This window comes from Nonomuraea roseola, assembly GCF_039535395.1.
Classification (GTDB): domain Bacteria; phylum Actinomycetota; class Actinomycetes; order Streptosporangiales; family Streptosporangiaceae; genus Nonomuraea; species Nonomuraea roseola.
In genome coordinates, this window is sequence record NZ_BAAAXC010000015.1 from 107839 (window position 1) to 133196 (window position 25358).

Here is a 25358-nt window from a genome sequence, read left to right on the forward strand (position 1 = left end):
GACCGGGCACTCTATGATCGTCCGGGGGGACAAGGGATGTTGCGCGCTTTCTTCAGGACCGAGGTGGGCAGCACGACTGTGCTGCTCGCCGCGACCCTGCTCGGCCTGCTCTGGGCCAACTCGCCGTGGGCCGAGACCTATGACGCCTTCTGGCACATCCAGGCGGGCCTCGCCTTCGGCGACACCACCTTCGAGCTCGACCTGCGCCACTGGGTCAACGACGGTCTCATGGCGGTCTTCTTCTTCGTCATCGGGCTGGAGATCTCGCGCGAGGTCACCGTCGGCCAGCTGCGCGACCGCCGCCTGATCGCCGTCCCCGCCGTCGCCGCGCTCGGCGGCATGATCCTGCCCGCCCTCCTCTACTTCGCGATCAACGCGGGCGGCCCCGGCGAGGCGGGATGGGGCATCCCGATCGCCACCGACACCGCCTTCGTCCTCGGCCTGCTCGCCGTCGTGGGCGCGCGCTGCCCCGATCCGCTGCGCGCGTTCCTGCTCACGCTGGCGATCGTCGACGACGTACTCGCCATCCTGGTCATCGCGGTCTTCTACACCGCCGACCTCTCGGTCGTCGCGCTGCTGGTCGCGGTGGCGCTGTTCGCGCTCATCCTGCTCCTGCGCAGGCTGCGGATCTGGCGGCCGCCCGCGTACGTGCTGCTGGGCTTCGCGCTGTGGGTGGCCACGCTGGAGAGCGGCGTGCACCCCACGCTCGTCGGCATCGCGCTCGGCGCGCTGGTGTTCGTCTACGCGCCGAGCGAGCACAAGCTGCGTCTGGCGGGCGAGGCCGTACAGGAGCTGGCGGGCGACCCGAGCCCGCGCCTGGCCCGTGAGGCCGCGCTGCGGGTGAAGCGGTCGGTGTCGATCAACGAGAGGCTGCAGCTGATGCTGCACCCCTGGTCCAGCTACGTGATCGTGCCGATCTTCGCCCTGGCCAACGCGGGCGTACGGCTGGACGCCGAGTCGCTGCGCCAGGCGGCGACCTCGCCGATCTCCCTCGGCATCGTGGCGGGGCTGGTGCTGGGCAAGCTGGTCGGCATCTCCCTCGGCACGTGGCTGCCGCTGCGCATGAACTGGGGCCTGCTGCCGGGCAACCTGGTGTGGGGCCAGATGCTGGGCGGGGCCGCCGTATCGGGCATCGGGTTCACTGTCGCGCTGTTCGTCACCGACCTGGCCTTCGACGATCCCGTCGTGCAGAGCCAGGCGAAGATCGGCATCATCGCGGGTTCGCTGGTGGCGGCGGGGCTGGGCTGGCTGATCTTCAAGCTGGCCTGGAACCAGGGCGGCGTCTGCGCCCCTCCCGGCCTCGAGCCCGACGAGCCGCTGCCTGACACGCTGGCCGTGCCCGTGCACGCGGGCGATCACTCGCGCGGCCCCGAGGACGCGGCCGTGACGCTCGTCGAGTACGGCGACTTCGAGTGCCCCTACTGCGGGCGGCTGTACGAGATCCTCGAACGGCTGCGCGAGCGCCGTCCTGACGTGCGGATGGTGTTCAGGCACTTCCCGCTGCGCGAGATGCATCCCCGCTCGCTGCCCGCGGCGCTGGCGGCCGAGGCGGCGGGCGAGGCGGGCAGGTTCTGGGAGATGCACGACGTGCTCTACCGCAACCAGGACCGCCTGGGCGACGCCGAGCTGGAGCGGTACGCCGCCGACCTCGGCGTGCGCCCGTGGATCGGCCGCGACGAGCACCTGAGGCGGATCGAGGAGGACGAGAGCTCGGGCCTCGACAGCGGGGTGCGCGGCACGCCCACCCTGTTCGTCAACGGCGCGCGCTACACCGGCCCCCTCACGCTGGAGGCGCTGACCAGGGCTCTGCGGGATTCGACACCGATGCCGTAGCATCCACGGCTTATGAGCACTGCCACCTCTCTCCTCCCGCTCCTCTACCTCATCCCGACGGTGATCCTCCTGGTCGTCGGCATCGCGCTGACCGCGCGGGCCAGGGCCGAGCACGGCAGGGGCGCGACCCTCGGCCTGGTCGGCTGTGTCGTGCTGCTGGTGGCCGCGATCCTGCAGGGCGGCTACCAGGTCATGATCCCCTCGCTGGTCGAGTCGGGCGGCTTCGAGGTCATCACGATGATGTCCATGATCACGGGCCTGCTGTTCACGGTGCTCAACGTGGTCGGCATCGGGTTGCTGATCTTCGGCGTGGTCGCCCGCCGCGGCGGGCCGCAGCCCCAGCAGCAGGCGCAGGGGCAGGGGCAGGGGCAGGGCTGGCAGCAGCCCTACGGCCAGCAGCCTTACGGCCAGCAGCCCCAGTACCCGCAGCAGCCGCCGCCCGGTCAGTGGCCCTCCAGGTAGTCACCCCAGCCGATCACCCCCGGTCGCCGAGCCCAGCCTGCCCGTGGGCGCCTGTCACCAGAATCCGTCTCATGCGGCAAAGACGGAGTGGTACCGCGAATTGTGACAGCTGGCTATATTCGGGCTAGACAATCGGCCAGGGCGCGGGGGAGATCAATGAGGTCCGAGGGCGACCCCAATCCGACCGTCAGGATCCGCAGGCCACAGCCGGGGCAGGTGAGCCAGCCGCTGCCCGTGCAGCCAGGACCTCCGGTACCTCCGGCGCAGTCGACACCCCCCGGGCGACCCATGCCGCCGGGGCCTCCTGTTCAGCCGCCGAGGCAGCCGGTGCGGCCGGGCGGCCCCGAGGAGCTCGGGTCGGGGACGGTGCGCCTGCCGTACTCGCCCGACGATCTCCCGCCCGTGGTCTACGCGCCGCCACCGCAGGCGCGCTGGCGCTGGGCGGTGGTCGCGGTCGTGCTGGCGGCCCTCCTGCTGGCGGCGCTGATCTTCGGGGTGATCGGCCTGAACAGCAGCGCGCTCCAGTAGAGGATCCTCCAAAACCACCGCCGTTCTGAGGCGGGAGTTTCGTGAGGCGGGGACACGCGCAGGAAACACGCGGTTGATGTACTGACCGCATCCCCCCGACCTCCGGAGAGCCACATGACCCACCCGGTGGACCAGCGCCTGCCACTCCCCCAGACGGCCGCGCTCGGCCTGCAGCACGTGCTCGCGATGTACGCGGGCGCGGTCGCGGTGCCGCTCATCGTCGGCGGCGCGATGAAGCTGCCGCCCGCCGACCTGGCCTATCTCATCAACGCCGACCTGCTCATCTCCGGTATCGCCACGCTGATCCAGTGCGTCGGCGTCTGGCGCTTCGGTGTCCGTCTGCCGATCATGCAGGGCTGCACGTTCGCCGCCGTCACCCCGATGGTGCTCATCGGCACCACGGGCGGCGGGTTGCCCGCCATCTACGGGGCGGTGATCGTCTCGGGGCTGCTCGTGGTGGCGATAGCGCCGTTCTTCAGCAAGCTCCTGCGCTTCTTCCCTCCGCTGGTCACCGGCACCGTCATCACCATCATCGGCATCACGCTGCTGCCTGTGGCGGCCAAGTGGGCCGCGGGAGGGGCGGGCTCCCCCACCTACGGCGAGCCGCGCAACATCGCGCTGGCCGGCGCCGTCCTGGCCTTCGTCATCGCCATCTACAGGTTCGCCCCTCCCGCCCTCTCACGGATCGCGGTACTGCTGGGCATCCTGATCGGCACACTGGTGGCGATCCCGTTCGACTTCACCGACTTCTCCCACGTGGGCGAGGCCGACCTGATCGGGATCAGCACGCCGTTCCACTTCGGCCTGCCGACCTTCGAGGTGGCCGCGGTCGTCTCGATGATCATCGTGATGCTGGTGTCGATGACCGAGACGACGGGCGACTTCATCGCCGTCGCCGAGATCACCGAGTCGGAGCTGCCGCCCAGCCGCCTGGCCGACGGCCTGCGCGCCGACGGCCTGTCCACGGCGCTCGGCGGCGTCTTCAACACCTTCCCCTACACCGCCTTCGCGCAGAACGTCGGCCTGGTCGGGCTGACCGGGGTCAGGAGCCGCTGGGTCGTCGCGATGTCGGGCGGTCTCCTGGTGCTGCTGGGCCTGTTCCCTGTGCTCGGCGCGATCGTGGCCGCGGTTCCCGCCGCGGTGCTCGGCGGTGCGGGCATCGCGATGTTCGGCACGGTCGCGGCGACCGGAATCCGCACCCTGTCGAAAGTGAACTTCACCGGCAACGCCAACCTGCTGGTCGTCGCGCTGTCGATCGGCATCGCACTGATCCCGATCGGCGCCGAGGGCATCTACGACAGGTTCCCGCACTGGTTCCAGATCATCATGCACAGCGGCATCAGCGCCGGCTGCATGGCGGTGATCCTGCTCAACCTGCTCTTCAACCACGTCGGCGGCAGGAAGAGCGTCACTCAGACCTGACGCAGCGTCCGGGCCAGGCCCTCGGGCGAGTCGCTGCGTGCCACCACCGCGGTGAGCACCTCGCGCAGCGCCCCGATCGCGGCCTCCCCCGACTCGGCGGAGAGCCGCCGCTCGAAGTCGACATGGAAGTCGTGGCCCGCGGCCAGCAGGGCGCGGGCCCTCTCCGTGAGATGCAGCATCTTCACCCTGCCGTCGGCAGGATCGGACACCCGCTCCACCAAACCGGCCGCCACCATCTCCTCGACCGTCTTGGCCGCGCCCTGCGGGGTGATCTCCAGCCTGGCCGCCAGCTGGCTGGTGGTCATCGGCCGGACGGCGAGCACCTTCAACGCGAAGCCGAACGCCGGCCGCAGGTGGGTGAACCCGCGCTCGGCCAGATAGTCGTGCAGCTCGGCCACGAACTGGGTGTAGGCCAGCCCGAGCAGAACCCCGAAATCCATGTTGACTTCCCTTCCCAGATAGACAACCATGGTTGAAAACCTTGGTTGTAGATCTGTATGGAGGATACACCCCGTGCCAGTCGTCCAGGGAGCCACCGCTCCTGTTTTCACCGTCGGAACCACCCGCTTCACCGGTCTCGCCTCCCCCAGCAGGGGTTCCAAGGAGACCTGCGTGTGGCGCACCCACGTCGCCCCGCGCACCGAGCCGAACATCCACTCCTTCGACAGGGAGGAGGTGCTCGTCGTCACCTCGGGCTCGGGCGTGGCCCACCTCGACGGCACCGCCCACCCCATCACCTCGGGCGACGCGATCGTGGTGCCGGCCGGAGCCCTCTTCGGCATGGCCAACCCGCATGACGAGCCGCTGGAGCTGATCGTGGCGCTGCCCGTCGGGGCGATGGCCAGGCTCGCCGACGGCAGCCTGATCGTCCCGCCCGCGGCCGTCTGATGGCGGTCATCCAGGGGAGCGACGCCCCGGCCTTCGCCGTCCCGCACGTCACCGCCATCGGCCTGGCCGCGCCCAGCAGGGGCGCGAGCGAGACCTGCGCGTGGCGCTTCACCTTCGCGCCAGGCGCGCCCGCCGACACCACGCACATGGTCGACAGGGAGGAGATCTTCGTGGTGCTCTCCGGCGGCGTGACCGCCAGGCTGGAGGGCGCCGAGCACCTGCTGGTGGCCGGCGACGCGCTCATCGTGCCGCCGCACACCCCCTTCGCGCTGGGCAATCCGAACGACGAGCCCGCCGAACTGGTCGCCGTGCTGCCGGTCGGCGGGCAGGCGATCATGCAGGGAATGGAGCCGTTCGTCCCACCGTGGGCTCGATGACCCCAGCTCCCCTGCCACGCCCCCAGCGAAGTGACAGAAGGACAGCCGGGCGGCGAGCGTAAGTTTTCCGTAAGGTTCACGCCGCCTGGTGAACCCTGGCCGGGCCCGTCCCGTGCCGGGGTTATGAGGAAATTTCTGGCCCCCCTGATGGGGACGGTCGCCGCCTCCCTCGTGATCGCCGGGGGCGGCGGCCACAGCACCGAGAGCGCCGCCATGGCCGCGTCCTCGACACCGGACGAGACCCTCTCCGGCATGCCCGACCCGAACGCGGCAGTGCGCGTGGGCGACACGGGAATCGGCAAGATCATAGTCGACGCCCACGGGCGCACGCTCTACCTGTTCGAGAAGGACACGGGCGGGAAGTCGACGTGCTACGGCGAGTGCGCGAAGGAATGGCCGCCCTATCTCACCACGGAAGCGCCGCGGGCCGGTGAGGGAGCGAAGGCCGACCTGATCTCCACCACGACGCGCGATGACGGATCCAAGCAGGTCGTCTACGGCAAGTGGCCGCTGTACTACTACCACGACGACAAGAAGGCAGGTGACACCACCGGGCACGACAAGGAGGAGTTCGGCGCCGAGTGGTACGCGCTCACCGCCGCGGGGATGAAGGCGTCCGGTTAGCCCGCAGACGGCCACGAAGGCCCGGAAACGACGAATCCCGACGAATAAGGTGATCGAACGGGATCCTGCGGACCACCCCACGGGACATGATCAATCGCCGCACGTCCGGCAGAATACCCGCCGTTCGTCCGCACGAAGATCAGAGAACTTCAGGTGATCCCCAAGGGTCGGAGCAGAGTCGATCGCAGGGCTTCCCACCTCGCCGAACTCTCCCGGGAGGACGAGAGGGCCGGAGGAAGCCACAAGCAAGGCGTCGGCTCCCGTGGCTCGTCCTCGGAGTGGGAGAGGAAGCCCGCGGTCCAGTGCGTCCCTGACGACGGAGATGCGGGGTTCCAACCTTTCTGCCTCTCGTTGGCGTGAGAACCGACGAGAGGAGATCATCCCTTTGGATCGTTATGACGGCTTCCGCGAGTTCGTGCTCGCCCGGCAGCAGGCGCTGACGCGGAGCGCGTACCTGCTCACGGGAGACGCCCACCTCGCCGAGGACCTGATGCAGAGCGTCCTGCTCAAGGTCGCCAACCACTGGCCCAGACTGGTCCTGCGCGGCACCCCTGAGGCGTACACGCGCAAGGCCATGATCAACCAATACATCTCGTGGCAGCGGCGCAAACGCCTGGAGTCGCCCAGCGCCGACCCTCCCGAGCACGGGCACGCCCACGACGATGCCACGGTCGATCGGCTCATCTTGCGCCAGGCGCTGGCCAGGTTGACGCCGCGGCAGCGCGCCGTGATCGTCCTGCGCTTCTACGAGGACCTCAGCGAGCGCGAGACCGCCGAGATCCTCGGCTGTTCGCTCGGCACCGTCAAGAGCCAGACCCACCACGCGCTCGGCCGCCTGCGCGCGCTCGCGCCCGAGCTGTCCCAGTTGTTCACCGAGAACGAGGAGGTGCGCCAGTGAGCAGGCTGCGCGAGGCGCTAGATGATGTGGCCGCCGACGCCCCGGCCCTCAACCTGGCCGATCTGGCGATCGCGGGCAGCAGGCGCAGGAGGCGGATCCGCATGGCCGCCGCCGGGTCGGCTTCCGCGATGGGACTGGTGGTGCTCGCCGGCGTCACGCTGGGCATGTTCCCCGGCCCGGGAGCGGTGCAGGCCGACAAGCCCATCGTCGTGACGCAGAGCGGCACGATCGCCGATCTGCCCAGCCGGGGTGTCGGGCCGATCAGCCACGCCTACCGAACCTTCTGCCTCGTCGGCGGTCCTGTACCGCCCGACTGCAGGAACGGCGGATGGCGCGTGGTCACCCGCACCGGCGAGACGTACCACGTGCCGCAGGCGCTGGGCTGGAAGAGCGGACCGAACTTCTACCCGCTGGCGATCAGCCGCGACGGGCGCATCATCGCCTACTACAGCAGATCGGCCAGAACGTTCAAGGTACGCGACCTGGCCAGCGGCGCCGAGCAGGCCGCCCCTGTCGCCATCGCCGAAGCGAAGCTGGGCGCCAGATCGCGCCTGGAACTCTCCGACGACGGGCGGTACCTCGCCTTCACCGCCCATCCCGGCCTGATCATCGATATGCGAGCGAGAACCACGATGCCCCTGCCGGCCGGGTGGGATCCCAGGAGCATCGACGGCACGACTGTGACCTTGGCCCGGTACGGGGAGTCCGGGCAGAAGCCAGGGATCTGGGTGATGCCTTTGGCAGGGGGCGGTTCACCGGTCACGGTGGGCCAGGAGTACACACGTTTCAGCGCGCTTGCCTTCGACGGCACCGCAGTGGCCGCGCTGCGCCAGGGCCGGTCCCCGTCGAGGTATGACGGCACGATCACCGTGCTCGACGCCAGGACCGGCCAGGTCAAGAAGATGGCGACCATGCGCGGGCTGCCGAAGGGCAGCCACATTCTCACCCTCGGCTCCTGGTTGAACGCGACCGAGGTCACGCTCGCCACCCTCGCGTCGAAGGAATGGAACGAGAACCGTCACATCACCTACGCGGTGAACGTGGAGACCGGTCAGGTCAGGCGGCTCGCCGTCTACCGTCCCCAGCTCGGGGGCCACGATGTCGTCCCCGGAGCCGCCGCACCCGCCTTGTGACGAACCGTTTCACGGCAGGCGGCGCACCATGACGCCGACCAGCTCGTCACCCCGCACGAAGCCGAACTCTCGGGAATCCCAGCTGCTGCCAGGATTGTCGCCCAGCACGACCAGGGCGCCCGGGGGCACGACCGTCTCGGGTACGTCGCGAAGTGCGGGGACTCGGTGTCTCGGCACGGGTTCGCCCGCCACCGCGGCCGCGCGCTTGACGAGCAACCGCCAGCCGGGGTGATCCGGCTTCTCCGGCAGCTCGGCCGCGTCGCCCGGTTCGAGGCCCGGCGGCAATCCGGCCAGGGGAGCAGGGTCCGCGATCTTGACGACCACGATCTGGCCCGATCGGACCTGCCTCGTCCGGCGGACGAGCACCCTGTCCCCGGAGCGCAGATGAGGTTCCATGCTCGGCCCGCTGACAGTGGCGACCAGGTAGCGCCCGCGGATCCACCACAGGGGAGCCGCCAACGCCACCACGGCGGATGCCGCCAGCAGCAGCTTGCCCGTCTTCACCGTGCCTCCTGGTAACCCGCGGCCTGCAGCCGGAACAGGCGGGCGTAGTGGCCGTCCGCCGCCAGCAGCATCTCATGCGGTCCCAGCTCGGCGACCCGCCCTTCGTGAAGCACGGCGATGAGGTCGGCGTCCCGTACGGCGCTGAGGCGATGGGAGATCAGCAAGCTCGTCCGGCCCGCCCGATACTCCCGGATACGGGTATGGACCTCGTGCTCCGCCTCGGGGTCCAGACCGGAGCTGGGCTCGTCAAGGATCATCAGGTCCCTGCCGTCGCGGACGAGGGCCCTGGCCAGGGCGAGACGCTGCCACTGCCCGCCCGACAGCACCACTCCGGTTTCCGGGTCGCCCTTGTCGGCCTCGGAGAAGAACATGCGCGTGAGCAGCGTGTCATAGCCGCGTGGCAGCTGCGAGATCTTGTCGTGCACTCCGGCGCGGACGGCCGCGTCCCGGATGCGGACCGGGTCGTTGAGGGTGGGCAGGTCGCCGAGCCCGATGTTCTCGGCGGCGGACATGTCGAAGTTCATGTGGTCCTGGAACACGGCACTGATCCGCTCGCGAAGCTCGGCGGGAGGAATGTCCCGAAGGTCCACGCCGTCCCACAGAATCATGCCGCACGTCGGGTCGTACATCCTGCACAGGAGCTTGATGAGGGTGCTCTTGCCTGCGCCGTTCAACCCCACCAGGGCGACCGCGGAGCCGTACGGGATCGTCAGGTCGACGCCGCGCAGCACCCACGCGTGGTCGTCGCTGTAGCGGAACCAGACGTCCCGCAGCTCGATGCCCCGGCGCAGCTCGGAGGCCGTGCCCTCGTCCACGCTCAGCAGGTCCGGCTCGGTCCTGATCACCGCGACATAGTGAGAGAAGGTAAGGAGCAGCTGGTGGCTGGAGGCCACCGAGGAGACGAGCGAGTTGAGCGCGGCCTGAACGCCGCCCACGGCCGCGATGAACATGGCGACGTCGCCGACGCTGATCGAGCCCTGGCGGGCGGCCACGATGGCCCACCACAGCCCCGCTCCGGCGACCGCCGCGCTCAACGCCGTGAGGCCGCCCTGCGTGACCAGTTCCCGGCGGTCCATCCGGCTTTCGGCCGTGTCGGCCACACGCCGCTCCGCCATCATCCGCGCGCGCAGGAACGCGCCGATGCCGAACAACCGGATCTCGGTGGCGGCCTGCACGCCGGTGAGCAGCCGGCTGTAGAAGAACTCGCGGCGGTGGATCTGCTCGGTCTCCCATTGGAGGGTGGCCCGCCTGCGTGAGAGCAGCAGTTCGGCGACGAGGACCGGGACCGCGGCCAGCAGCACCAGCGCCGTCATGGCGGGACTCAGGATCAGCAAGGAGGTGACGAACCCGACCAGCGACAGGACACCGTGCAGGCTCCCGCAGACTCCGCTGACGAGGTCGCCGGTGGCCCCCGCGGACTCCTGCGCCAGGCGCAGCCGGTCGAGAAACACCGGATCTTCGAAACGCCGGAGACCAACCTGCCGCTCGGCCGCGGCGAACAACCGGTCGGTCGCGACCACCCGCGCGCGGCGTCCGGTCTGAACGCGCAGGTAGCGGGCGATCCCCGGGAGCGCGGCGGCCGCCAGGCCGGATGCGGCCAGCCCGAGCGCGAGACCCGTGACCTCGCCCTCGGGAGCGGCCAGCCGGTCGATGACCGATTTCGTCATCCAGGCGGTGGCGATCGGGGCTGCTGCTTCGGCGAGCGTCACGAAGACGTAGCCGCTCACTCCTCCAGGAGCCGATCTCCAGGTCAGCGACATGGCCTCCGCCGCGGCAGAGGCCAGTCCCCGCGCTCCTCCGGCGCTCATGCCGTCGACGCGAGGGGGAGGTCCTCCATACGGCCGCCGGCGGCGACGACGCGGTGGTCGGACCCGAGCAGGTAGAGCGCCGGGGTCCAGGTGTTCTGGAACGCGCCCGCCACCGGGCCCTCGAAGTCCTCGACAATGACTCGGGCCACCGGCGAGAGTGCTTCGACCGCCTCGGCGTCCTCACCGGCGACCACGGCCAGGACGTTCTGCCGTCCCTGGGCGCGGGCCTGCGCGGTGAAGCCGGGAATGAGCTTGTGGCACGGCTCGCAACCGGCGGAGAAGAACCCGACCAGTCCCTCGACCGTGTCGTGGGAGACCTGCTCACCGTCGAGGGTCACGGCGGCGAACTCGCCCACGGGCGATCCCGGCCGCAACGCGATGGGAGGACCGGCGTGCCCGGCACCTGCTCCTCCGAGTTGCTTCAACCGGCGGATGAGACCGAAGGTGAGCAGCAGGTTGAACACGCACAGCAGGCCGACGAGCACGACGGCGGCGGTCAGGTAGGACATTCAGGAGTTCCTTGCGAAGAGATCGACGACGTCGTCGAAGGTAACGATCAAGATCGCCCCGATCGCACCCGCCGCACCCGCCAGGGCCACACCGCCGAGCGCCGGTAAGCCGTCGGGCAGAAGCACGCCGAGCGCGGCGGCGATGACCAGCAGGCTGTTGCGGACCAGGTGACGGGCTCCGAGAGGGGTGGCGGACGCGCCGAAGCAGCGGCAGGGAGCGCGTTGTCCCCGTGCCAGCGCGACGGCGATCGCAACGGTGAACGCGACGAGCATCACGCCGGCGAGCCCGAGGCCGTACGACGTTGTCGCCGGCGCCAGAACCAGGACAGGAACGAGCGCCTCCAGCAGGACGACCGCCACGGCGAGCGGGCGAACGGCCCCCTGCGGGACCGGGACGAGCGCGGGCAGCGAACGGCGGAATGCGTCGAAGTCCCGGACCTTCGACACCGCCGTGACCGTGAAGACCAAAGCGACCAGGCAGGCGCATCCGATCCGCAGGTACTCCATCCGCACCCCTCCAATGCCACGCGGGCGGCGGCAGGAACCGCCGCCCGCGGGATCACTATGTCAACCTCGTCAGCAGGTGCCGACCCTGACGGTCGTGCAACCCTCGTTCAGACAGCACTGACGCAGGTACTTCACGCCACCCGAGCAGTAGTAGTAGTTGCTGCAGCCAGCCTCCACGGTCACCTTGTGGGCAACGCGCGACAGCAGACGATCGACCAGACCGATCATGGTGTCTCCTCTCCGGCTCTAGCCGAGGTGGTTGGTGATCACGATGATCAGGTCTTCCGAATTACGGCGCAATAACCGAGCCCTAAATCCCCGAAAACGCTTGAGCGGCGCAGCTTCCGAAATTTCGGACATGCACTATCGGTCGTGTCGATGTGCACCGAATGGGGCTTCAGACCACTGGACAGCACCGGGGCCGGAAGGGACGACCGAGGGCCCATCACTCTTGGATCATGGATAGTGCCTGTTCGTAGGCGTGAACAGGGCGCACGCGCGGACGCACAGGCTGTCACGGACCGGGCGAGGGAAACGCTCATCCCGACTGACTGTCAGTCCGAGCTCCCGTCATAAGCCCGTCCACCGACCTGCACACGCTCCTGCGCGCCGACTACGGCTTGCCCGCCCAGTCCATTGCCCGGAGCCGGCCTCGACGCGCACGAGCACGACAGCACGCCCCGCGTCAGCTCTCGACGACCCTGCAGAGCCGATCGCCCCGCTCCTGCGTCACCAGGGCCGGAAAACGCAAGAGCGGCGGTGTCATCACTGACACCGCCGCCACAAGCACGTCGTCGCTACTCGCCACCGCCCCAGATGAGCCGTGTTCGAGTAACAGCATTTGGGTGGAGCTAAGGAGACTCGAACTCCTGACCCCCTCCATGCCATGGAGGTGCGCTACCAACTGCGCTATAGCCCCTGGTCACCGCTCCGAGTCCTCCCGTTGCGGCGCTCGCAGAGCATATAACCATCGCTCCCGATTCGCATAATCAAGAGTTACACCACCGGACCGCGCCCATCCCCCGACCGTTCACCGGCCGCCCCTGAAGGGACAGCCGCTGAAAGACGACCGAGGTCAGGAAGCGGCCTCGGGGGTGTCGTCGCTGTTGATCGGCTCCGGCAAGGTGCCCGCGTTGTGCTCGAGCAGGCGCCAGCCCTTGCGCCCCTCCTCCAGCACCGACCACGAGCAGTTGCCGAGCCCGCCCAGCGCTGACCAGAGCTCCTGCGGCAGGCCGAGCAGGTGCGCGATGCCGAGCCGCAGCGCCGCTCCGTGAGAGGCCACCACCAGCAGCCCGTCGTCGTCGAGCTGGCCGGCCCAGCGGCGCAGCGCCGCCCCCACGCGGTCGGCCACGTCGGGGACGGGCTCGCCGTCCGGCGCCTCCCACGCGACGTACTCAGCCGGCCAGCGAGAGGCGATCTCCTCGCGGGTCAGCCCCTCCCATGCGCCTCCGCCCCGCTCGCGGAAGTCCTTGTCGACCGAGACGTCGAGCCCTACCAGTCTGGCCAGCGCGAGGGCCGTGTCGTTGGCCCTGCGCAGGTCGGAGGAGACGATCATCGTCGGGCGCAACGCGGCCAGCAGCGACGCCGCCCTGGCCGCCTGGGCGACGCCGGTCTCGTCGAGCGGGATGTCGGTGTGGCCCTGAAAGCGGTGTTCGACGTTCCAGAGGGTCTGGCCGTGGCGCAGGCAGACGATCCGCTTGCTCACGTACGGGCCCTTTGGGCGGCGGTCTGGGTCACGCTTTCGGGCAGCCCGATGGCAGGGCAGTCCTTCCAGAGGCGCTCCAGCGCGTAGAAGGTGCGGTCCTCCTCGTGCTGGACGTGCACCACGATGTCGATGAAGTCGAGGAGCACCCAGCGCCCCTCGCGCTCACCTTCGCGGCGGACCGGCTTGGCATCGCACTCGATGCGGAGCCTGTCCTCGATCTCGTCGACGATGGCGCGCACCTGGCGGTCGTTGGTGGCGGAGCAGAGCAGGAACGCGTCGGTGATGACGAGCTGCTCGCTCACGTCGTAGGCGAGAATGTCGTCGGCCAGCTTGTCGGCGGCGGCCTCGGCCGCGACTCTGACGAGCTGAACGGATCTTTCGGATGCTGTCACGATGCGGTTCTGTCCTCCTGTGTGACCACGTGTATACCCCACGCTTACCCTGATAGTATCCCCGACGCCCCCAGGCATATGCTCCTGGATTTCGGGCCATCCGTCTGTCCTGGTCAGGGATGGGGCATGTGGTCCCAGGCTAGCCGACGCTCCCGGCCGAACCCGTGTGGTACAGCCCGCGCTTGCCGATGTACTGCACGATCCCGTCCGGCACGAGATACCAGATGGGCTCCCCCTGCTCCACGCGCTGCCGGCACTCGGAGGAGGAGATCGCCAGCGCCGGGATCTCGATCAGGCTCACCTTGCCCTCGGGCAGCCCCGGGTCGCGCAGCGTGTGTCCCGGCCTGGTGCAGCCGACGAAGTGGGCCAGCTCGAACAGCTCGGAGGCGTCCTGCCAGTCGAGGATCGCGGCGAGCGCGTCGGCGCCGGTGATGAAGAACAGGTCGGCGTCGGGACCGTAGACCTGTTTGACGTCGCGCAGGGTGTCGATGGTGAACGTCGGCCCAGGCCTGTCCACGTCCACCCTGCTCACCGAGAAGCGGGGGTTCGACGCGGTCGCGATGACCGTCATCAGATACCTGTCCTCGGGCGCCGACACCTCCCTCTCCGCCTTCTGGTACGGCCGGCCCGTCGGCACGAAGACGACCTCGTCGAGGTCGTAGTGATGGGCCACTTCACTCGCGGCCACCAGGTGACCGTGGTGGATCGGGTCGAAGGTGCCGCCCATGACCCCCACGCGTCGCTTTCCCTGGACCCTGGGCGCGTTCATCATGAAACGGACCCTACGCGGAAGCCGTGACCAAGCATTCAGCACCCCCCTTTCTGAGAAACGCGCACCACACCCGCCGCCGACGTAGCATGCCGGACATGACGACCACCCCGGATCGCAGCCGCGTGCAACTGCCCGGCATCTCGTCCCGTGCCTACGAACACCCCGCAGACCGGTCCGCTCTGGTCGCTCTGCGCAAGCTCAGCGGGTTCGACACGGTTCTCAAGCAGATGTCCGGCCTGATCAGTGAGCGCCGGCTGCGCCTGATGTATCTCGCCTCCGCGGTACGCGTGAGCGAGACGCAGTTCCGTTCCCTGTACGACATGGGCCGCGACGCGGCCTACACCCTCGATCTGCACCGGGTCCCTGAGATCTACGTCCAGCAGGACCCCCAGGTACAGGCCAAGGCCATCGGCTTCGACGACCCGTTCATCGTGGTGACGACGGGTCTGCTCAACCTCATGAACGAGGAGGAGCAGCGTTTCGTGATCGGTCACGAGACCGCGCACATCCTGTCGGGCCACGCCGTCTACCGGACGATGCTCGACATCCTCACCCGTCTTGCCACGCGCGTGGCCTGGATCCCGCTGGGCTACATCGGCCTGCGCGCGATCGTGGCGGGCCTGGAGGAGTGGTACCGCAAGTCGGAGCTGTCCTCCGACCGCGGCGGCCTGCTGACCGGCCAGGACCCCGAGGCGGCCAAGCGCGCGCTGATGAAGCTCGCGGGCGGCGCCTACACCCACGAGATGAACATCGAGGCCTTCCTGGCCCAGTACCAGGAGTACGACACGGCGGGCGACCTGCGTGACGGCTTCCTGAAGGTGCTCAACCTGCTCGGCACCACGCACCCGTTCGCCGTGGTCCGCGTCGCCGAGCTCGACAAGTGGCACCGCAGCGGCGAGTACGAGCGCATCATCGGCGGCGACTACCCGCGCAGGGAGCACGACGCCGACGCCCGCGTCACCGACGAGGTCAAGGCGGCCGCCGAGTCCTACCGCCGCTCGTGGTCGGAGTCGCAGGACCCGTTCATCGGCGTCCTGCGCGACGTGGCCGAGGGCGCGGTCAACGCGGGCGAGCGGATCTTCAACCGCTTCTCCCGCCGCGACGGCAGCTGACGAAGACGCCGGCGGCCTGGAAGACGCGGCTTCCAGGCCGTCAGAGCGGCAGGGCGCTACAGCAGCAGGGCGATCGCGCGCACCGCCGCCGCGCAGAGGGCGACGAAGCCGCCCAGTACGGCCAGCGCGCGCAGTCCCTCCTTGCGCAGGTCGGGCAGCATGGCGCCGACGCGCTCGACCTCTCTGCCGGTGATCGCGCCGCACAGCACACCGAAGACGACGCCCGCCGCCGTGACGGGCGCGGTCTGCTGCCACCAGTCGGGGCCCAGCTCCCCTCCCGCCACCATCCACAGGATCCCGCCCGCCGCCGCGGCCACGGGTAGCCCTGGCCAGCCCGCCGCGGTGATCGCGGACCCGGCCAGCGCCAGCGGGAACAGCAGCACTCTGAGCGCCACCTTGACCCGCTTCGAGGTGCGGTTGCGCACCATCCAGTGGTTGATCCACACCGTCCGCACCAGCACCACGAACGCGGCCGTGATGCCCACACCGGCGATCGGCCAGATCACCGTAGCCACCACGCACGGCACCGCCAGCACGGCCAGCAGCAGCAGCGCCGCGTTGCCGGCAGGCAGCGTGGTCGAGGCGGGCTGCACCTGACCGGCCTGTGCGGCGGGCCGCCTGACGCGCGGCACCCTGGGCTGCGCCCTGACCGCCTTCCCCTCCTCGGCGGTACGGCCCGCGGCGCGGCTCCTGGCCGTCACCGACATCCGGCCACGCGCCGCCTTCGGCTCCTCGGGCGTACGGCTGCGCGCACCCTCCTGGGCGCGCGAGCGCACGACCTTGCCCTCCTCGGGAGAGACCCTGGGTCTGACCGGCTTGCCCTCCTCGGAAACCCGCGGCCTGGCGAGCTTGCCCTCCTCCGAGACTCGCGGCCTGACCGGCTTGCTGTCCTCGGACAGGCGCGGCCTGACGACCTTGCCCTCCTCGGCGGAGCGGGCCCTGACCGCTTTCGCCGCCTCGGAGGCGCGGCTCCTCGCGGCCTTGGCCGCGTCGGCCGCCCTGCCCCTGAGCGCCTTCACGTCCTCGTCGGCGGCCGAGACGGTCGCCCTGGCGAGTCTGGCCAGCCGGTCGGCCAGCAACGCCGCCGTCGGCCGCTTGCCAGGCTCCCTGTTGAGCGCCGCCCGCACCAGCGGCAGCAGCCCCGCGGGCACACCTTTGAGGTCGGCCTGGCCGTTCAGCACCGCGTACATCTGCGCCTCGACCGTGCCCCGCCCGAACGTCGGCCTGCCGGTCGCCGCGAAGGCCACCGTGGCAGCCCACGCGTGGACGTCGGCGGGCTCGCCCACGTGCTCGTCGGCGAACAGCTCGGGAGCGGCGTAGCCCGGCGTTCCGAGGAAGGTGCCCGTCATCGTCAGCCTGGTGGCGTCGATCACCTGGGCGATGCCGAAGTCGATCAGCACAGGCCCCTCGGTGCCCATGAGGATGTTGGCGGGCTTCAGGTCGCGGTGGATGACGCCCGCAGCATGGACGATCGCCAGCGCCGCCGCCACGCCCTGAGCCAGCTGCACGAGGTCGGCGCCCTTCAGGGGGCCGCTGCGGCGTACGCGCTCGAGCAGGGTGTCGCCCTCGATGTGCTCCATCACCAGGTACGGCCGCACGCAGTCGAGATCGGCGTCGATCACCCTCGCGACGTAGGGGCTCTCGACCCTGCGCAACGCTCGGACCTCGCGCTCCAGCCGGATGCGCGAGGCGGAATCCTCGATGAGGTCGTGCAGCACCTTGAGAGCGACGCGCTCACCCCGGCGGGTGCTGGCAAGATACACCTCGCCCATGCCGCCACGACCGAGGCGTTCGAGCAAGGTGTAAGGCCCGACCTTGCCGAGCTTGCTCACGCTCCCTCCCCGCTCGGCGCGCCCATAAGGGACACAACCCTAGCGGTGTGACCCCTGTTTATGTCCGCGGCACGCCGGTCATCGGCGGGAAGTATGGGACAGCATGGAGTCGAGCCTGACCGTCGGCTCCTCCGAGAGCTTCCTGCGGCCCTTCCTGCGCCAGTTGATGTGTCCGCGGCTCTCCATCCACAGCAGCAACCGGTCAGCGCCGAACAGCACGGCGCCCGCGAAAATGATCGCTATCACCAAAGCCATGAAGGCCAGTCAAGCCATGTGCGGGCGCGCCCGCACATGGGAGACACGCAGGATTACCCTCCGCAGGCCGGGATAACGGTCCCCGTTGACGTGCGCAGATGCCCCTCACCGGTGTAGACCCACTTGGTGGAGGTCAATTCGGGCAGGCCCATCGGGCCGCGCGCGTGCAGCTTCTGGGTGGAGATCCCGATCTCGGCGCCGAAGCCGAACTCGCCGCCGTCGGTGAACCTCGTGGAGGCGTTGACCGCGACCGCCGCCGAGTCGACGAGCTGCACGAACCTGCGGGCCGCGCCCTGGGAGCGGGTGACGATCGCGTCGGTGTGGCCAGAGCCGTACTTCCTGATGTGGGCCACCGCCTCCTCCAGCGACCCGACGACGGCGGCGGCGATGTCGAGCGAGAGGTACTCGGTGAAGAAGTCCTCCTCGGTCGCGGGGACGACCTCTCCGTGGACGGCCATGCCGGGATCGGCGTGGACGGTCACCCCCGCTTCCTTCAGCGCGGCCAGCGCCCTGGGCAGGAAGCTCTCGGCCACGTCGGCGTGCACCAGCAGCGTCTCCGCCGCGTTGCAGACCGAGGGCCGCTGCGCCTTGGCGTTGAGCAGGATCTCCACGGCCAGGTCGAGGTCGGCGTCCGCGTCGACGTACACGTGGCAGTTGCCCACGCCCGTCTCGATCACCGGGACCGTGGACTCCTCCACGACCGAGTTGATCAGCGAGGCGCCGCCGCGCGGGATCAGCACGTCCACCAGGCCGCGCGCCCGCATCAGCTCCTTGACGGAGTCGCGGGTCAGCCCGGGCACCAACTGCACGGCCCCCGAGGGCACCTCGGTCGGCTCCAGCGCCGCCTGCATGATCTTGACCAGTGCGGTGTTGGAGGAGTAGGCGCTGGAGGAGCCGCGCAGCAGGACCGCGTTGCCGCTCTTGAGGCACAGCGCGGCGCCGTCGACGGTGACGTTGGGCCTGCCCTCGTAGATGATGCCGATCACGCCGAGCGGCACCCTGAGCTGGCGCAGCTCCAGGCCGTTGGGCAGTGTCGAGCCCCTGACCACCTCGCCGACGGGGTCGGGCAGGTCGGCGATGTCGCGCACGGCCTGCGCGATGGCCTCGATCCTGTCCTCGTCGAGCCTGAGCCTGTCGATCATGCCCTCGGAGGTGCCGCCCTCGCGGGCCTTGTCCACGTCGAGGACGTTGGCCTCGATGATCTCCTTGGCGCCCGCCACGAGGGCGTCGGCGATGGCGCGCAGTGCCCTGTCCTTGGCCGCCCGCGGCAGCGGGGCCAGCTCGGCGGCGGCCTCTCGCGCCGCATGGGCAACCTTCAGGAACTCCTCGGACATCGCGCCCTGCCTCTCACTAGCTGTGGGACTCCAGTATGACGATGTCGTCGCGGTGGATGAGCTCGCGTTCATATTCCGGACCCAGCGTGCTGGCCAGCTCTCTCGTGGAACGGCCCATCAGGCCGGGGATCTCGCCCGCGTCGAAGTTCACCAGCCCGCGCGCCACCACACGGCCACGCGGCCCACACAGGTCCACGGGGTCGCCCGCGGCGAAGTCACCCTCCACCGACACCACGCCCGCGGGCAGCAGCGACTTGCGGCGCGTGACGACCGCCTCGACCGCGCCCTCGTCCAGCGTGATCCGTCCGCGGCCGGTGGTCGCGTGCGCCAGCCACAGCAGCCTGGTGCCGGGGTGCCTGCCGCCCGGGTGGAAGAAGGTGCCGACGTCAGCGCCCGCCAGCGCCTGGGCCGCGTGCGCGGCGGCGGTGAGCACCACGGGCACCCCCGCGCCCGTCGCGATGCGCGCGGCCTGCACCTTGGTGACCATGCCGCCGGTGCCGACCGCCGCGCCGTTCTTGCCCAGCTCGACGCCTACCAGGTCGTCGGGGCCCCTGACCTCGGCCAGGCGGCTGGAGCCCGCCCTCGAGGGCGGGCCGTCGTAGAGCGCGTCGACGTCCGACAGCAGCACCAGCGCGTCGGCGTGGATGAGATGGGCCACCAGGGCCGCCAGCCGGTCGTTGTCGCCGAAGCGGATCTCGTCGGTGGCCACCGTGTCGTTCTCGTTGACGACCGGCATGATGCCCAGCTCCAGCAGCCTGCTCAGCGTGCGCTGCGCGTTGGCGTGGTGGGAGCGGCGCATCATGTCGTCGGCCGTCAGCAGCACCTGGCCGACGCGCAGGCCGTACCTGGCGAAGGAGGAGGTGTAGCGCGCGACCAGGACGCCCTGGCCGACGGAGGCGGCGGCCTGCTGGGTGGCCAGGTCGCGTGGGCGCGCCGACAGTCCGAGCGGGCCGAGACCGGCCGCGATCGCGCCCGAGGAGACGAGCACGATCTGCGTGCCGGTACGGCGCCGCGCCGCCAGCACATCGACCAGCGCGTCGACCCTGTCGACGTCGATCACGCCCTGGGGGGTGGTGAGCGAGGAGGAGCCCACCTTGACGACGACCCTCGACGCTGAGCTGATCTGTTCGCGCACGAGCTGCACCCTATCCGAGCCTGTTGTCCGTCCCTCGCGGCCCCGAGTGGATCGACTCGGCGTTGAGCGTGGGCTGCCAGTCGAAGATGTAGCCGTCGTCCATCGAGCCGATGACCACCTCGGCGCCGGCCGTCGCCCCCGCCTTGACCAGCTCCTCCTCGACGCCCAGCCGCTCCAGGCGGTCGGCGAGGTAGCCCACGGCCTCGTCGTTGGTGAAGTCGGTCTGCCTGATCCAGCGCTCCGGCTTCTCGCCGGTGACCTGGAAGAGGTTGTCGTTGACCTTGCGGACCGCGAAGGTCGCCGCGCCGAGCTGCTTGGGCCGCAGCACCAGCCTGGTGGGCTCCTCGACCGGCCTGGTCGCCCTGGCGGCGGCCACCCACTCGCCCATGGCGAAGGTCAGCTCGCGCAGGCCCTCGTGCGTGGCGGCGGAGACGGTGAAGACCTTCAGCCCGCGCTCCTCCAGGTCGGCGCGGACGATGTCGGCCAGCTCCCTGGCGTCGGGCACGTCGGCCTTGTTGAGCACCACCATCCTGGGCCTGTCCTCGAGCTTGCCGTAGGCGTGCAGCTCAGCCTCGATCACCTCGTAGTCGGTGATCGGGTCGCGGCCTGGCTCCATGGTCGCGCAGTCGATGACGTGCACGAGCATGTCGCAGCGCTCCACGTGGCGCAGGAACTCGTGCCCGAGCCCCTTGCCCTGCGAGGCCCCGGGGATCAGCCCCGGCACGTCGGCCACCGTGAACACGGTCTCGCCGGCGGTGACCACGCCCAGGTTGGGGATCAGCGTGGTGAACGGGTAGTCGGCGATCTTCGGCCTGGCCGCGCTGAGCGCGGCGATCAGCGACGACTTGCCCGCGCTCGGGAAGCCCACCAGCGCCACGTCGGCGACGCTCTTGAGCTCCAGCATGACGTCGAGCGCGTCGCCGGGCTCGCCGAGCAGCGCGAAACCGGGCGCCTTGCGCTTGGAGTTGGCCAGCGCCGCGTTGCCGAGCCCGCCGTGACCGCCCTGGGCGATCACGTAGCGGGTGCCCATGCCGACGAGGTCGATCAGGACCTCACCGGTCTTGGCGTCCTTGACCACGGTGCCGTTGGGCACGGGAAGGACCACGTCGCCGCCGTTGGCGCCCTCCCTGTTGCTGCCCTGCCCCTGCTTGCCGTTGTCGGCCTTGCGGTGCGGGCGGCGGTGGTAGTCGAGCAGCGTGGCGGTGTTGGGGTCGACCTCGAGGATGACGTCGCCGCCCCTGCCGCCGTTGCCCCCGTCGGGGCCGCCGAGCGGCTTGAACTTCTCGCGGTGGACGGAGGCGCAGCCGTTCCCGCCGTCGCCTGCCCTGATGTGCAGGACCACCTGGTCCACGAAATCCGCCACAGCTCTTCTCTCCATCTTGTACGGCAGGCCGACCACAGCCCACCCTTGTCACGTGGCCGGTGCCCCTCCAGGGAGACGCTCCTGCGGCGCACGTGGCTGGCCACCGTTACGCGGTCGGTGCCGCGTGCCGTACCCGAGAGCCCCGCAGGACCCCCTGAACGCGAACGAGGGGTGGACCGGAACGATCCACCCCTCGTTACAACGTCTTGCGGCGGCGGATTTACTCCGCGACCGGGACGATGCTCACGGCGCGACGGCCGCGCTTGAGGCCGAACTGCACGTGGCCCGCGGCCAGTGCGAACAGTGTGTCGTCGCCACCACGACCGACGTTGTCGCCGGGGTGGAAGTGGGTGCCACGCTGACGGACGATGATCTCGCCCGCGTTGACCAGCTGGCCGCCGAAGCGCTTGACGCCCAGGCGCTGGGCGTTGGAGTCACGGCCGTTCCGGGTGGACGACGCGCCCTTCTTGTGTGCCATCTCTACAACTCCCGATCAGGCCTGGTTGATACCGGTGATCTTCACCTGGGTGTACCGCTGGCGGTGACCCTGGCGCTTCTTGTAACCGGTCTTGTTCTTGTACTTGAGGATGCGGATCTTGGGGCCCTTGGTCTCACCGAGGATCTCGGCGCTCACCAGGAACTTGCCCGCCTCCGTGGTCACGTCGCCATCGTTGACGACGAGCACCGTCGGCAGCGAAACCGAAGAACCAACCTCGCCGGCGACCTTGTCCACCTCGAGGACGTCACCGACGGAGACCTTCTGCTGCCTGCCGCCGCAACGAACGATCGCGTACACCGCGGAACCCTTCTGCTGACTCTCTGAATGCTGCGCCCGGCATTCGATTGCTGTCTGGAAACGACGAACCGAGTGGGCGCGCGAACAGGGCGCGTCACCGGACGCACCGATTGACTAGGTTACCGGATTCCCGGCCCCCGGTCGAACCGGTCGGATCGTCGGACAAGCCGGCCCAACCCGGTGGCGCCCCACCCCCGGAGGGGAGGTCACGCCGCCATGTGGGAAAAGCCGGCCCGGTTGGCGCCCCGCTGGGGCGGGGCGCCGCCGAAGACGGCGCTAATCGGCCGACTTGGCACGGCGGGAGCGTCTCCGCCCCCTGCCGGAAGTCTGGTTCGCCTGGTCGTCCTCCGAGCCCGGAACGTCTTCAAGCGCACCGGTCACGGTATCACGGCTGGCGGAGTCGTTGGCCGCGGAGACCTTCTCGGCGACCGCCTTCTCCACCGCCATCTTGCCCTGCGTGCCGCGCGGCTCCGGCTTGCCCTCGACCGGCTCGGCCGAGACGATCAGGCCCCGCCCGTTGCAGCACTCACACGGCGTCGAGAAGGCCTCCAGCAGGCCCTGTCCGACCCTCTTACGGGTCATCTGGACCAGACCGAGCGAGGTGACCTCCGCGACCTGGTGCTTGGTCCTGTCGCGCGCCAGGCACTCGAGCATCCGCCGCAGCACCAGGTCGCGGTTGGACTCCAGGACCATGTCGATGAAGTCGATGACGATGATGCCGCCGATGTCGCGCAGCCTGAGCTGGCGGACGATCTCCTCGGCCGCCTCCAGGTTGTTGCGGGTGACGGTCTCCTCGAGGTTGCCGCCCTGCCCGGTGAACTTGCCGGTGTTGACGTCGACGACGGTCATCGCCTCGGTGCGGTCGATCACCAGCGAGCCGCCCGAGGGCAGCCACACCTTGCGCTCCATCGCCTTGGCCAGCTGCTCGTCGATCCTGTAGGTCTCGAAGACGTCGCCGTCCTCGTCCCACCTGCCCAGCCGGTCGGCCAGGTGCGGCGCGACGTACTTGACGTACTCCTCGACCGTGTCCCACGCGTCCTCGCCCTGCACGACCAGCGAGGAGAAGTCCTCGTTGAACACGTCGCGGACGACCCTGATGGTCAGGTCGGGCTCGGAGGACAGCAGCTCGGGCGGGCTGGCGGACTTGGCCTTCTTCTGGATGGCCTCCCACTGCGCCGACAGCCTGGCCACGTCGCGGCCGAGCTCCTCCTCGGAGGCGCCCTCCGCGGCCGTGCGCACGATCACGCCGGCGTTCTCCGGCATGACCTTCTTCAGGATGCTCTTGAGCCGCGTGCGCTCCTTGTCGGGCAGCTTGCGGCTGATGCCGGTCATCGACCCGTCGGGCACGTAGACCAGGTAGCGGCCCGGCAGCGAGATCTGGCTGGTGAGCCTGGCGCCCTTGTGACCCATCGGGTCCTTGGTGACCTGCACCAGGACCGACTGGCCCGACTTCAGCGCCGCCTCGATGCGCTTGGGCTGGCCCTCGAGCCCCGCGGTGTCGAAGTTCACCTCACCGGCGTACAGGACGGCGTTGCGCCCCTTGCCGATGTCGACGAAGGCCGCCTCCATCGAGGGCAGCACGTTCTGCACCTTGCCGAGGTAGACGTTGCCCACGTACGACTGGCTGGCCTCGCGGTTGACGTAGTGCTCGACGAGGATGCCGTCCTCGAGGACCGCGATCTGGGTGCGGTCGCCGTTGCGGCGCACCACCATCATCCTGTCGACGGACTCGCGCCTGGCGAGGAACTCCGACTCGGTGATGATCGGCGGCCTGCGGCGGCCCAGCTCGCGCCCCTCGCGGCGGCGCTGCTTCTTGGCCTCGAGGCGGGTCGAGCCGCGCACGCTCTGCACGCCGTCGGCGGAGGTGTCGAGCGCGCTCGACCTGCCGGTGCGCGGCGCGCGGATGCGCACGACGGTGTTGGGCGGGTCGTCGGTGGCCACCTCGGCGACCTCGTCGCCGCCCCTGCGCCGCCTGCGCCTGCGACGGCGCGAGCTGGAGCTCTCCTCCTCCTCGGCGTGGGCCTCCTCGGCCTCCTCGCCGCTGTCGTCGGACTCCTCCTGCTCGTCGGAGTCGTCGGAGTCGGACTCGTCGTCGCGCTCACGCGACTTGCCCCTGCCCCTGCCGCCCCTGCGGCGGCGACGGCGACGGCTGCCGCCGTCGTCCTCGTGGTCGGTGTCGTCGGTGTCGACGTCCTCGTCGGTCTCCTCGGCCTGCTCCTCGCCGAACTGCGAGTCGGCCTCGTCGGCCTGCGGCGGCTTCACCGGCTGCGGCGGCTCGACCCTGACAGCCTGGGCCTGGCTCGGGTCGGGCGCCTGGAACAGCGGGGTGAAGACGGCGGCGGGACGCTGGAAGGCGGCGCCGGTCTCCTGAGCCGCCTGCGGCGAGAGCCCGAACGGGTCGACGAACAGCGCGGGCCTGGTGACCGGCTCCTCGTCGAGGTCCTCACCGGCGGGCTCGTCGTCGAGCGGCTCGCTCTCCGGCAGCGTCTCGAGCAGTTCCTCGGCGACGACGGCCTCGACCGGCGACTCGGGCTCCTGCTCGGGCGCCGGCTCGGGTTCCGCCTTCTTGCGGGTGCGGCGCCGCTTGGGCGCGGCCTCCTCCGCGACGGCCTGCTCGGCCTTCTGCTCGGCGAGGGGGCCTGCGGCCTCCGCCCCGGTGTCGCCGGCCACGACCTGCGCAGGCACGGCCTCAGTCGCGCTCTCAGCGGCCTCTGCGGCCTTCTTGCTGGTACGGCGGCGCGTGGTCGTGGTGGCGGTCGACCTGGACCTGGTGGCCCGCTTGGGCGCGGGCTCCTCGACGGCCTCGGCCACGGCCTCCTCGACGACGCCGGCCGTGCCAGAAGTCGTCGTCACGGACGCTCCGCCTGCCCCGCCGTCGGCTGCCGGAAAATCGGTTGACGCGGCCCCCGGACCCCCGGAAGCCTGCGTGGTGACCACTACCGCGGGAGCCTCGTCGATCTCCGGCGGCGGGCCCGCGGGCCTGCTCGCCGCGCGCCGGCGCTTGGGCGTGGTGGGCTGTTGTGTTGTGTCCCCGTCAGGGCCATGGGCCCCGGCGTTGGGCTCGTTGTCGAGCATGCGGGCGCTCTCCCGTCAGCCCCCGGGCGCGTCGCCGCGCCGCGCAGGAGCCATCGTGTCTCGTTGTCCGCCCGCACCTTGCGAAAGGCGCGGG

Annotated in this window: 27 protein-coding genes and 1 tRNA gene; 10 read left to right on the forward strand and 18 right to left on the reverse strand. The window is 70.1% G+C overall.

The genetic code is table 11. The features are described 5' to 3' along the window. Window positions 1-36 precede the first annotated feature (36 nt). The 4 genes from nhaA (at window position 37) to ABFX55_RS23515 (ending at window position 4245) form a co-directional block, all read left to right on the forward strand. Window positions 37-1833: a Na+/H+ antiporter NhaA gene (gene nhaA, locus ABFX55_RS23500; RefSeq protein WP_346124322.1), complete on the forward strand. Its 1797-nt coding sequence runs from the start codon at window positions 37-39 to the stop codon at window positions 1831-1833. Window positions 1834-1845: 12 nt separating this feature from the next. After that, complete coding sequence (locus tag ABFX55_RS23505; protein WP_346124324.1) at window positions 1846-2295, forward strand: hypothetical protein; 450 nt, start codon at window positions 1846-1848, stop codon at window positions 2293-2295. Between the two features lie 327 nt (window positions 2296-2622). Next, window positions 2623-2823: a hypothetical protein gene (locus ABFX55_RS23510; RefSeq protein ID WP_346124326.1), complete on the forward strand. Its 201-nt coding sequence runs from the start codon at window positions 2623-2625 to the stop codon at window positions 2821-2823. A 114-nt stretch (window positions 2824-2937) separates the two neighbouring features. Then, window positions 2938-4245 carry a nucleobase:cation symporter-2 family protein gene (locus tag ABFX55_RS23515; RefSeq protein WP_346124328.1) on the forward strand — a complete coding sequence of 436 codons (1308 nt, stop codon included), beginning with the start codon at window positions 2938-2940 and terminating at the stop codon, window positions 4243-4245. On the opposite strand, the gene ABFX55_RS23520 is transcribed toward ABFX55_RS23515, so the two are convergent. Beyond that, on the reverse strand, window positions 4236-4685 hold the full coding sequence (locus ABFX55_RS23520) for a MarR family winged helix-turn-helix transcriptional regulator (RefSeq protein WP_346124330.1): 450 nt from the start codon (window positions 4683-4685) through the stop codon (window positions 4236-4238). The genes ABFX55_RS23515 and ABFX55_RS23520 overlap by 10 nt on opposite strands. 73 nt (window positions 4686-4758) lie before the next feature. Here ABFX55_RS23520 and ABFX55_RS23525 point away from each other — a divergent pair, with 73 nt between their 5' ends. The 5 genes from ABFX55_RS23525 to ABFX55_RS23545 all read left to right on the forward strand — a co-directional run bounded on the left by ABFX55_RS23525 (window position 4759) and on the right by ABFX55_RS23545 (window position 8165). Next, window positions 4759-5133: a cupin domain-containing protein gene (locus ABFX55_RS23525; protein ID WP_346124332.1), complete on the forward strand. Its 375-nt coding sequence runs from the start codon at window positions 4759-4761 to the stop codon at window positions 5131-5133. Next, window positions 5133-5510 carry a cupin domain-containing protein gene (locus tag ABFX55_RS23530; protein ID WP_346124334.1) on the forward strand — a complete coding sequence of 126 codons (378 nt, stop codon included), beginning with the start codon at window positions 5133-5135 and terminating at the stop codon, window positions 5508-5510. Before ABFX55_RS23525 ends, ABFX55_RS23530 begins: the two co-directional genes overlap by 1 nt. 123 nt (window positions 5511-5633) lie before the next feature. Continuing rightward, window positions 5634-6134 (forward strand): COG4315 family predicted lipoprotein, encoded by a 501-nt coding sequence (locus tag ABFX55_RS23535; protein ID WP_346124335.1) that lies wholly within the window; start codon window positions 5634-5636, stop codon window positions 6132-6134. Between the two features lie 385 nt (window positions 6135-6519). Further along, entirely contained in the window at window positions 6520-7032 is a 513-nt protein-coding gene (locus ABFX55_RS23540; protein WP_346124337.1) for a SigE family RNA polymerase sigma factor, read from the forward strand. Continuing rightward, window positions 7029-8165, forward strand: a complete 1137-nt coding sequence (locus tag ABFX55_RS23545) for a WD40 repeat domain-containing protein (protein WP_346124339.1) — start codon at window positions 7029-7031, stop codon at window positions 8163-8165. Before ABFX55_RS23540 ends, ABFX55_RS23545 begins: the two co-directional genes overlap by 4 nt. 9 nt (window positions 8166-8174) lie before the next feature. Here the strand turns inward: ABFX55_RS23545 and ABFX55_RS23550 are convergent, their stop codons facing one another. From ABFX55_RS23550 to nadD, 9 genes are all read right to left on the reverse strand, one after another. Beyond that, window positions 8175-8669, reverse strand: a complete 495-nt coding sequence (locus ABFX55_RS23550; protein WP_346124341.1) for a S26 family signal peptidase — start codon at window positions 8667-8669, stop codon at window positions 8175-8177. Then, window positions 8666-10477, reverse strand: a complete 1812-nt coding sequence (locus ABFX55_RS23555) for an ABC transporter ATP-binding protein (RefSeq protein WP_346124343.1) — start codon at window positions 10475-10477, stop codon at window positions 8666-8668. Before ABFX55_RS23555 ends, ABFX55_RS23550 begins: the two co-directional genes overlap by 4 nt. Further along, window positions 10474-10986 carry a TlpA family protein disulfide reductase gene (locus ABFX55_RS23560; RefSeq protein WP_346124344.1) on the reverse strand — a complete coding sequence of 171 codons (513 nt, stop codon included), beginning with the start codon at window positions 10984-10986 and terminating at the stop codon, window positions 10474-10476. Before ABFX55_RS23560 ends, ABFX55_RS23555 begins: the two co-directional genes overlap by 4 nt. Then, a complete protein-coding gene (locus tag ABFX55_RS23565) occupies window positions 10987-11493 on the reverse strand; it encodes a MauE/DoxX family redox-associated membrane protein (RefSeq protein WP_346124346.1) in 507 nt (168 codons plus the stop codon). A 69-nt stretch (window positions 11494-11562) separates the two neighbouring features. Beyond that, the gene (locus tag ABFX55_RS23570) at window positions 11563-11721 is read right to left on the reverse strand and encodes a hypothetical protein (protein ID WP_183647410.1); all 159 of its coding nucleotides are present in this window, start codon (window positions 11719-11721) and stop codon (window positions 11563-11565) included. Window positions 11722-12339: 618 nt separating this feature from the next. Then, window positions 12340-12412 (reverse strand) — tRNA-Ala (locus tag ABFX55_RS23575). A 156-nt stretch (window positions 12413-12568) separates the two neighbouring features. Further along, window positions 12569-13198: a histidine phosphatase family protein gene (locus ABFX55_RS23580; protein ID WP_346124348.1), complete on the reverse strand. Its 630-nt coding sequence runs from the start codon at window positions 13196-13198 to the stop codon at window positions 12569-12571. Then, window positions 13195-13590, reverse strand: coding sequence for a ribosome silencing factor (rsfS, locus tag ABFX55_RS23585; RefSeq protein WP_183647425.1), 396 nt, complete (start codon window positions 13588-13590; stop codon window positions 13195-13197). Before rsfS ends, ABFX55_RS23580 begins: the two co-directional genes overlap by 4 nt. 139 nt (window positions 13591-13729) lie before the next feature. Next, complete coding sequence (gene nadD, locus ABFX55_RS23590; RefSeq protein WP_346124351.1) at window positions 13730-14362, reverse strand: nicotinate-nucleotide adenylyltransferase; 633 nt, start codon at window positions 14360-14362, stop codon at window positions 13730-13732. Window positions 14363-14448: 86 nt separating this feature from the next. Between nadD and ABFX55_RS23595 the strand changes: the two genes are divergently transcribed. After that, complete coding sequence (locus tag ABFX55_RS23595; RefSeq protein WP_346124353.1) at window positions 14449-15474, forward strand: M48 family metallopeptidase; 1026 nt, start codon at window positions 14449-14451, stop codon at window positions 15472-15474. A 56-nt stretch (window positions 15475-15530) separates the two neighbouring features. Here the strand turns inward: ABFX55_RS23595 and ABFX55_RS23600 are convergent, their stop codons facing one another. The 8 genes from ABFX55_RS23600 to ABFX55_RS23635 form a co-directional block, all read right to left on the reverse strand. Further along, window positions 15531-17306 (reverse strand): serine/threonine-protein kinase, encoded by a 1776-nt coding sequence (locus ABFX55_RS23600; protein ID WP_346124355.1) that lies wholly within the window; start codon window positions 17304-17306, stop codon window positions 15531-15533. A 78-nt stretch (window positions 17307-17384) separates the two neighbouring features. Beyond that, on the reverse strand, window positions 17385-17561 hold the full coding sequence (locus ABFX55_RS23605) for a hypothetical protein (protein WP_346124357.1): 177 nt from the start codon (window positions 17559-17561) through the stop codon (window positions 17385-17387). 53 nt (window positions 17562-17614) lie between these two features. Continuing rightward, a complete protein-coding gene (locus ABFX55_RS23610) occupies window positions 17615-18967 on the reverse strand; it encodes a glutamate-5-semialdehyde dehydrogenase (RefSeq protein ID WP_487047400.1) in 1353 nt (450 codons plus the stop codon). Then, the gene (proB, locus tag ABFX55_RS23615; protein WP_379479136.1) at window positions 18912-20030 is read right to left on the reverse strand and encodes a glutamate 5-kinase; all 1119 of its coding nucleotides are present in this window, start codon (window positions 20028-20030) and stop codon (window positions 18912-18914) included. Before proB ends, ABFX55_RS23610 begins: the two co-directional genes overlap by 56 nt. Before the next feature lie 10 nt (window positions 20031-20040). Then, window positions 20041-21393: a GTPase ObgE gene (gene obgE, locus ABFX55_RS23620; RefSeq protein ID WP_346124363.1), complete on the reverse strand. Its 1353-nt coding sequence runs from the start codon at window positions 21391-21393 to the stop codon at window positions 20041-20043. Window positions 21394-21613: 220 nt separating this feature from the next. Beyond that, the gene (gene rpmA / locus ABFX55_RS23625; protein WP_090773491.1) at window positions 21614-21871 is read right to left on the reverse strand and encodes a 50S ribosomal protein L27; all 258 of its coding nucleotides are present in this window, start codon (window positions 21869-21871) and stop codon (window positions 21614-21616) included. Window positions 21872-21886: 15 nt separating this feature from the next. Continuing rightward, on the reverse strand, window positions 21887-22189 hold the full coding sequence (gene rplU, locus ABFX55_RS23630) for a 50S ribosomal protein L21 (protein ID WP_183647442.1): 303 nt from the start codon (window positions 22187-22189) through the stop codon (window positions 21887-21889). A 276-nt stretch (window positions 22190-22465) separates the two neighbouring features. Further along, entirely contained in the window at window positions 22466-25264 is a 2799-nt protein-coding gene (locus ABFX55_RS23635) for an Rne/Rng family ribonuclease (protein WP_346124366.1), read from the reverse strand. Window positions 25265-25358 lie beyond the last annotated feature (94 nt).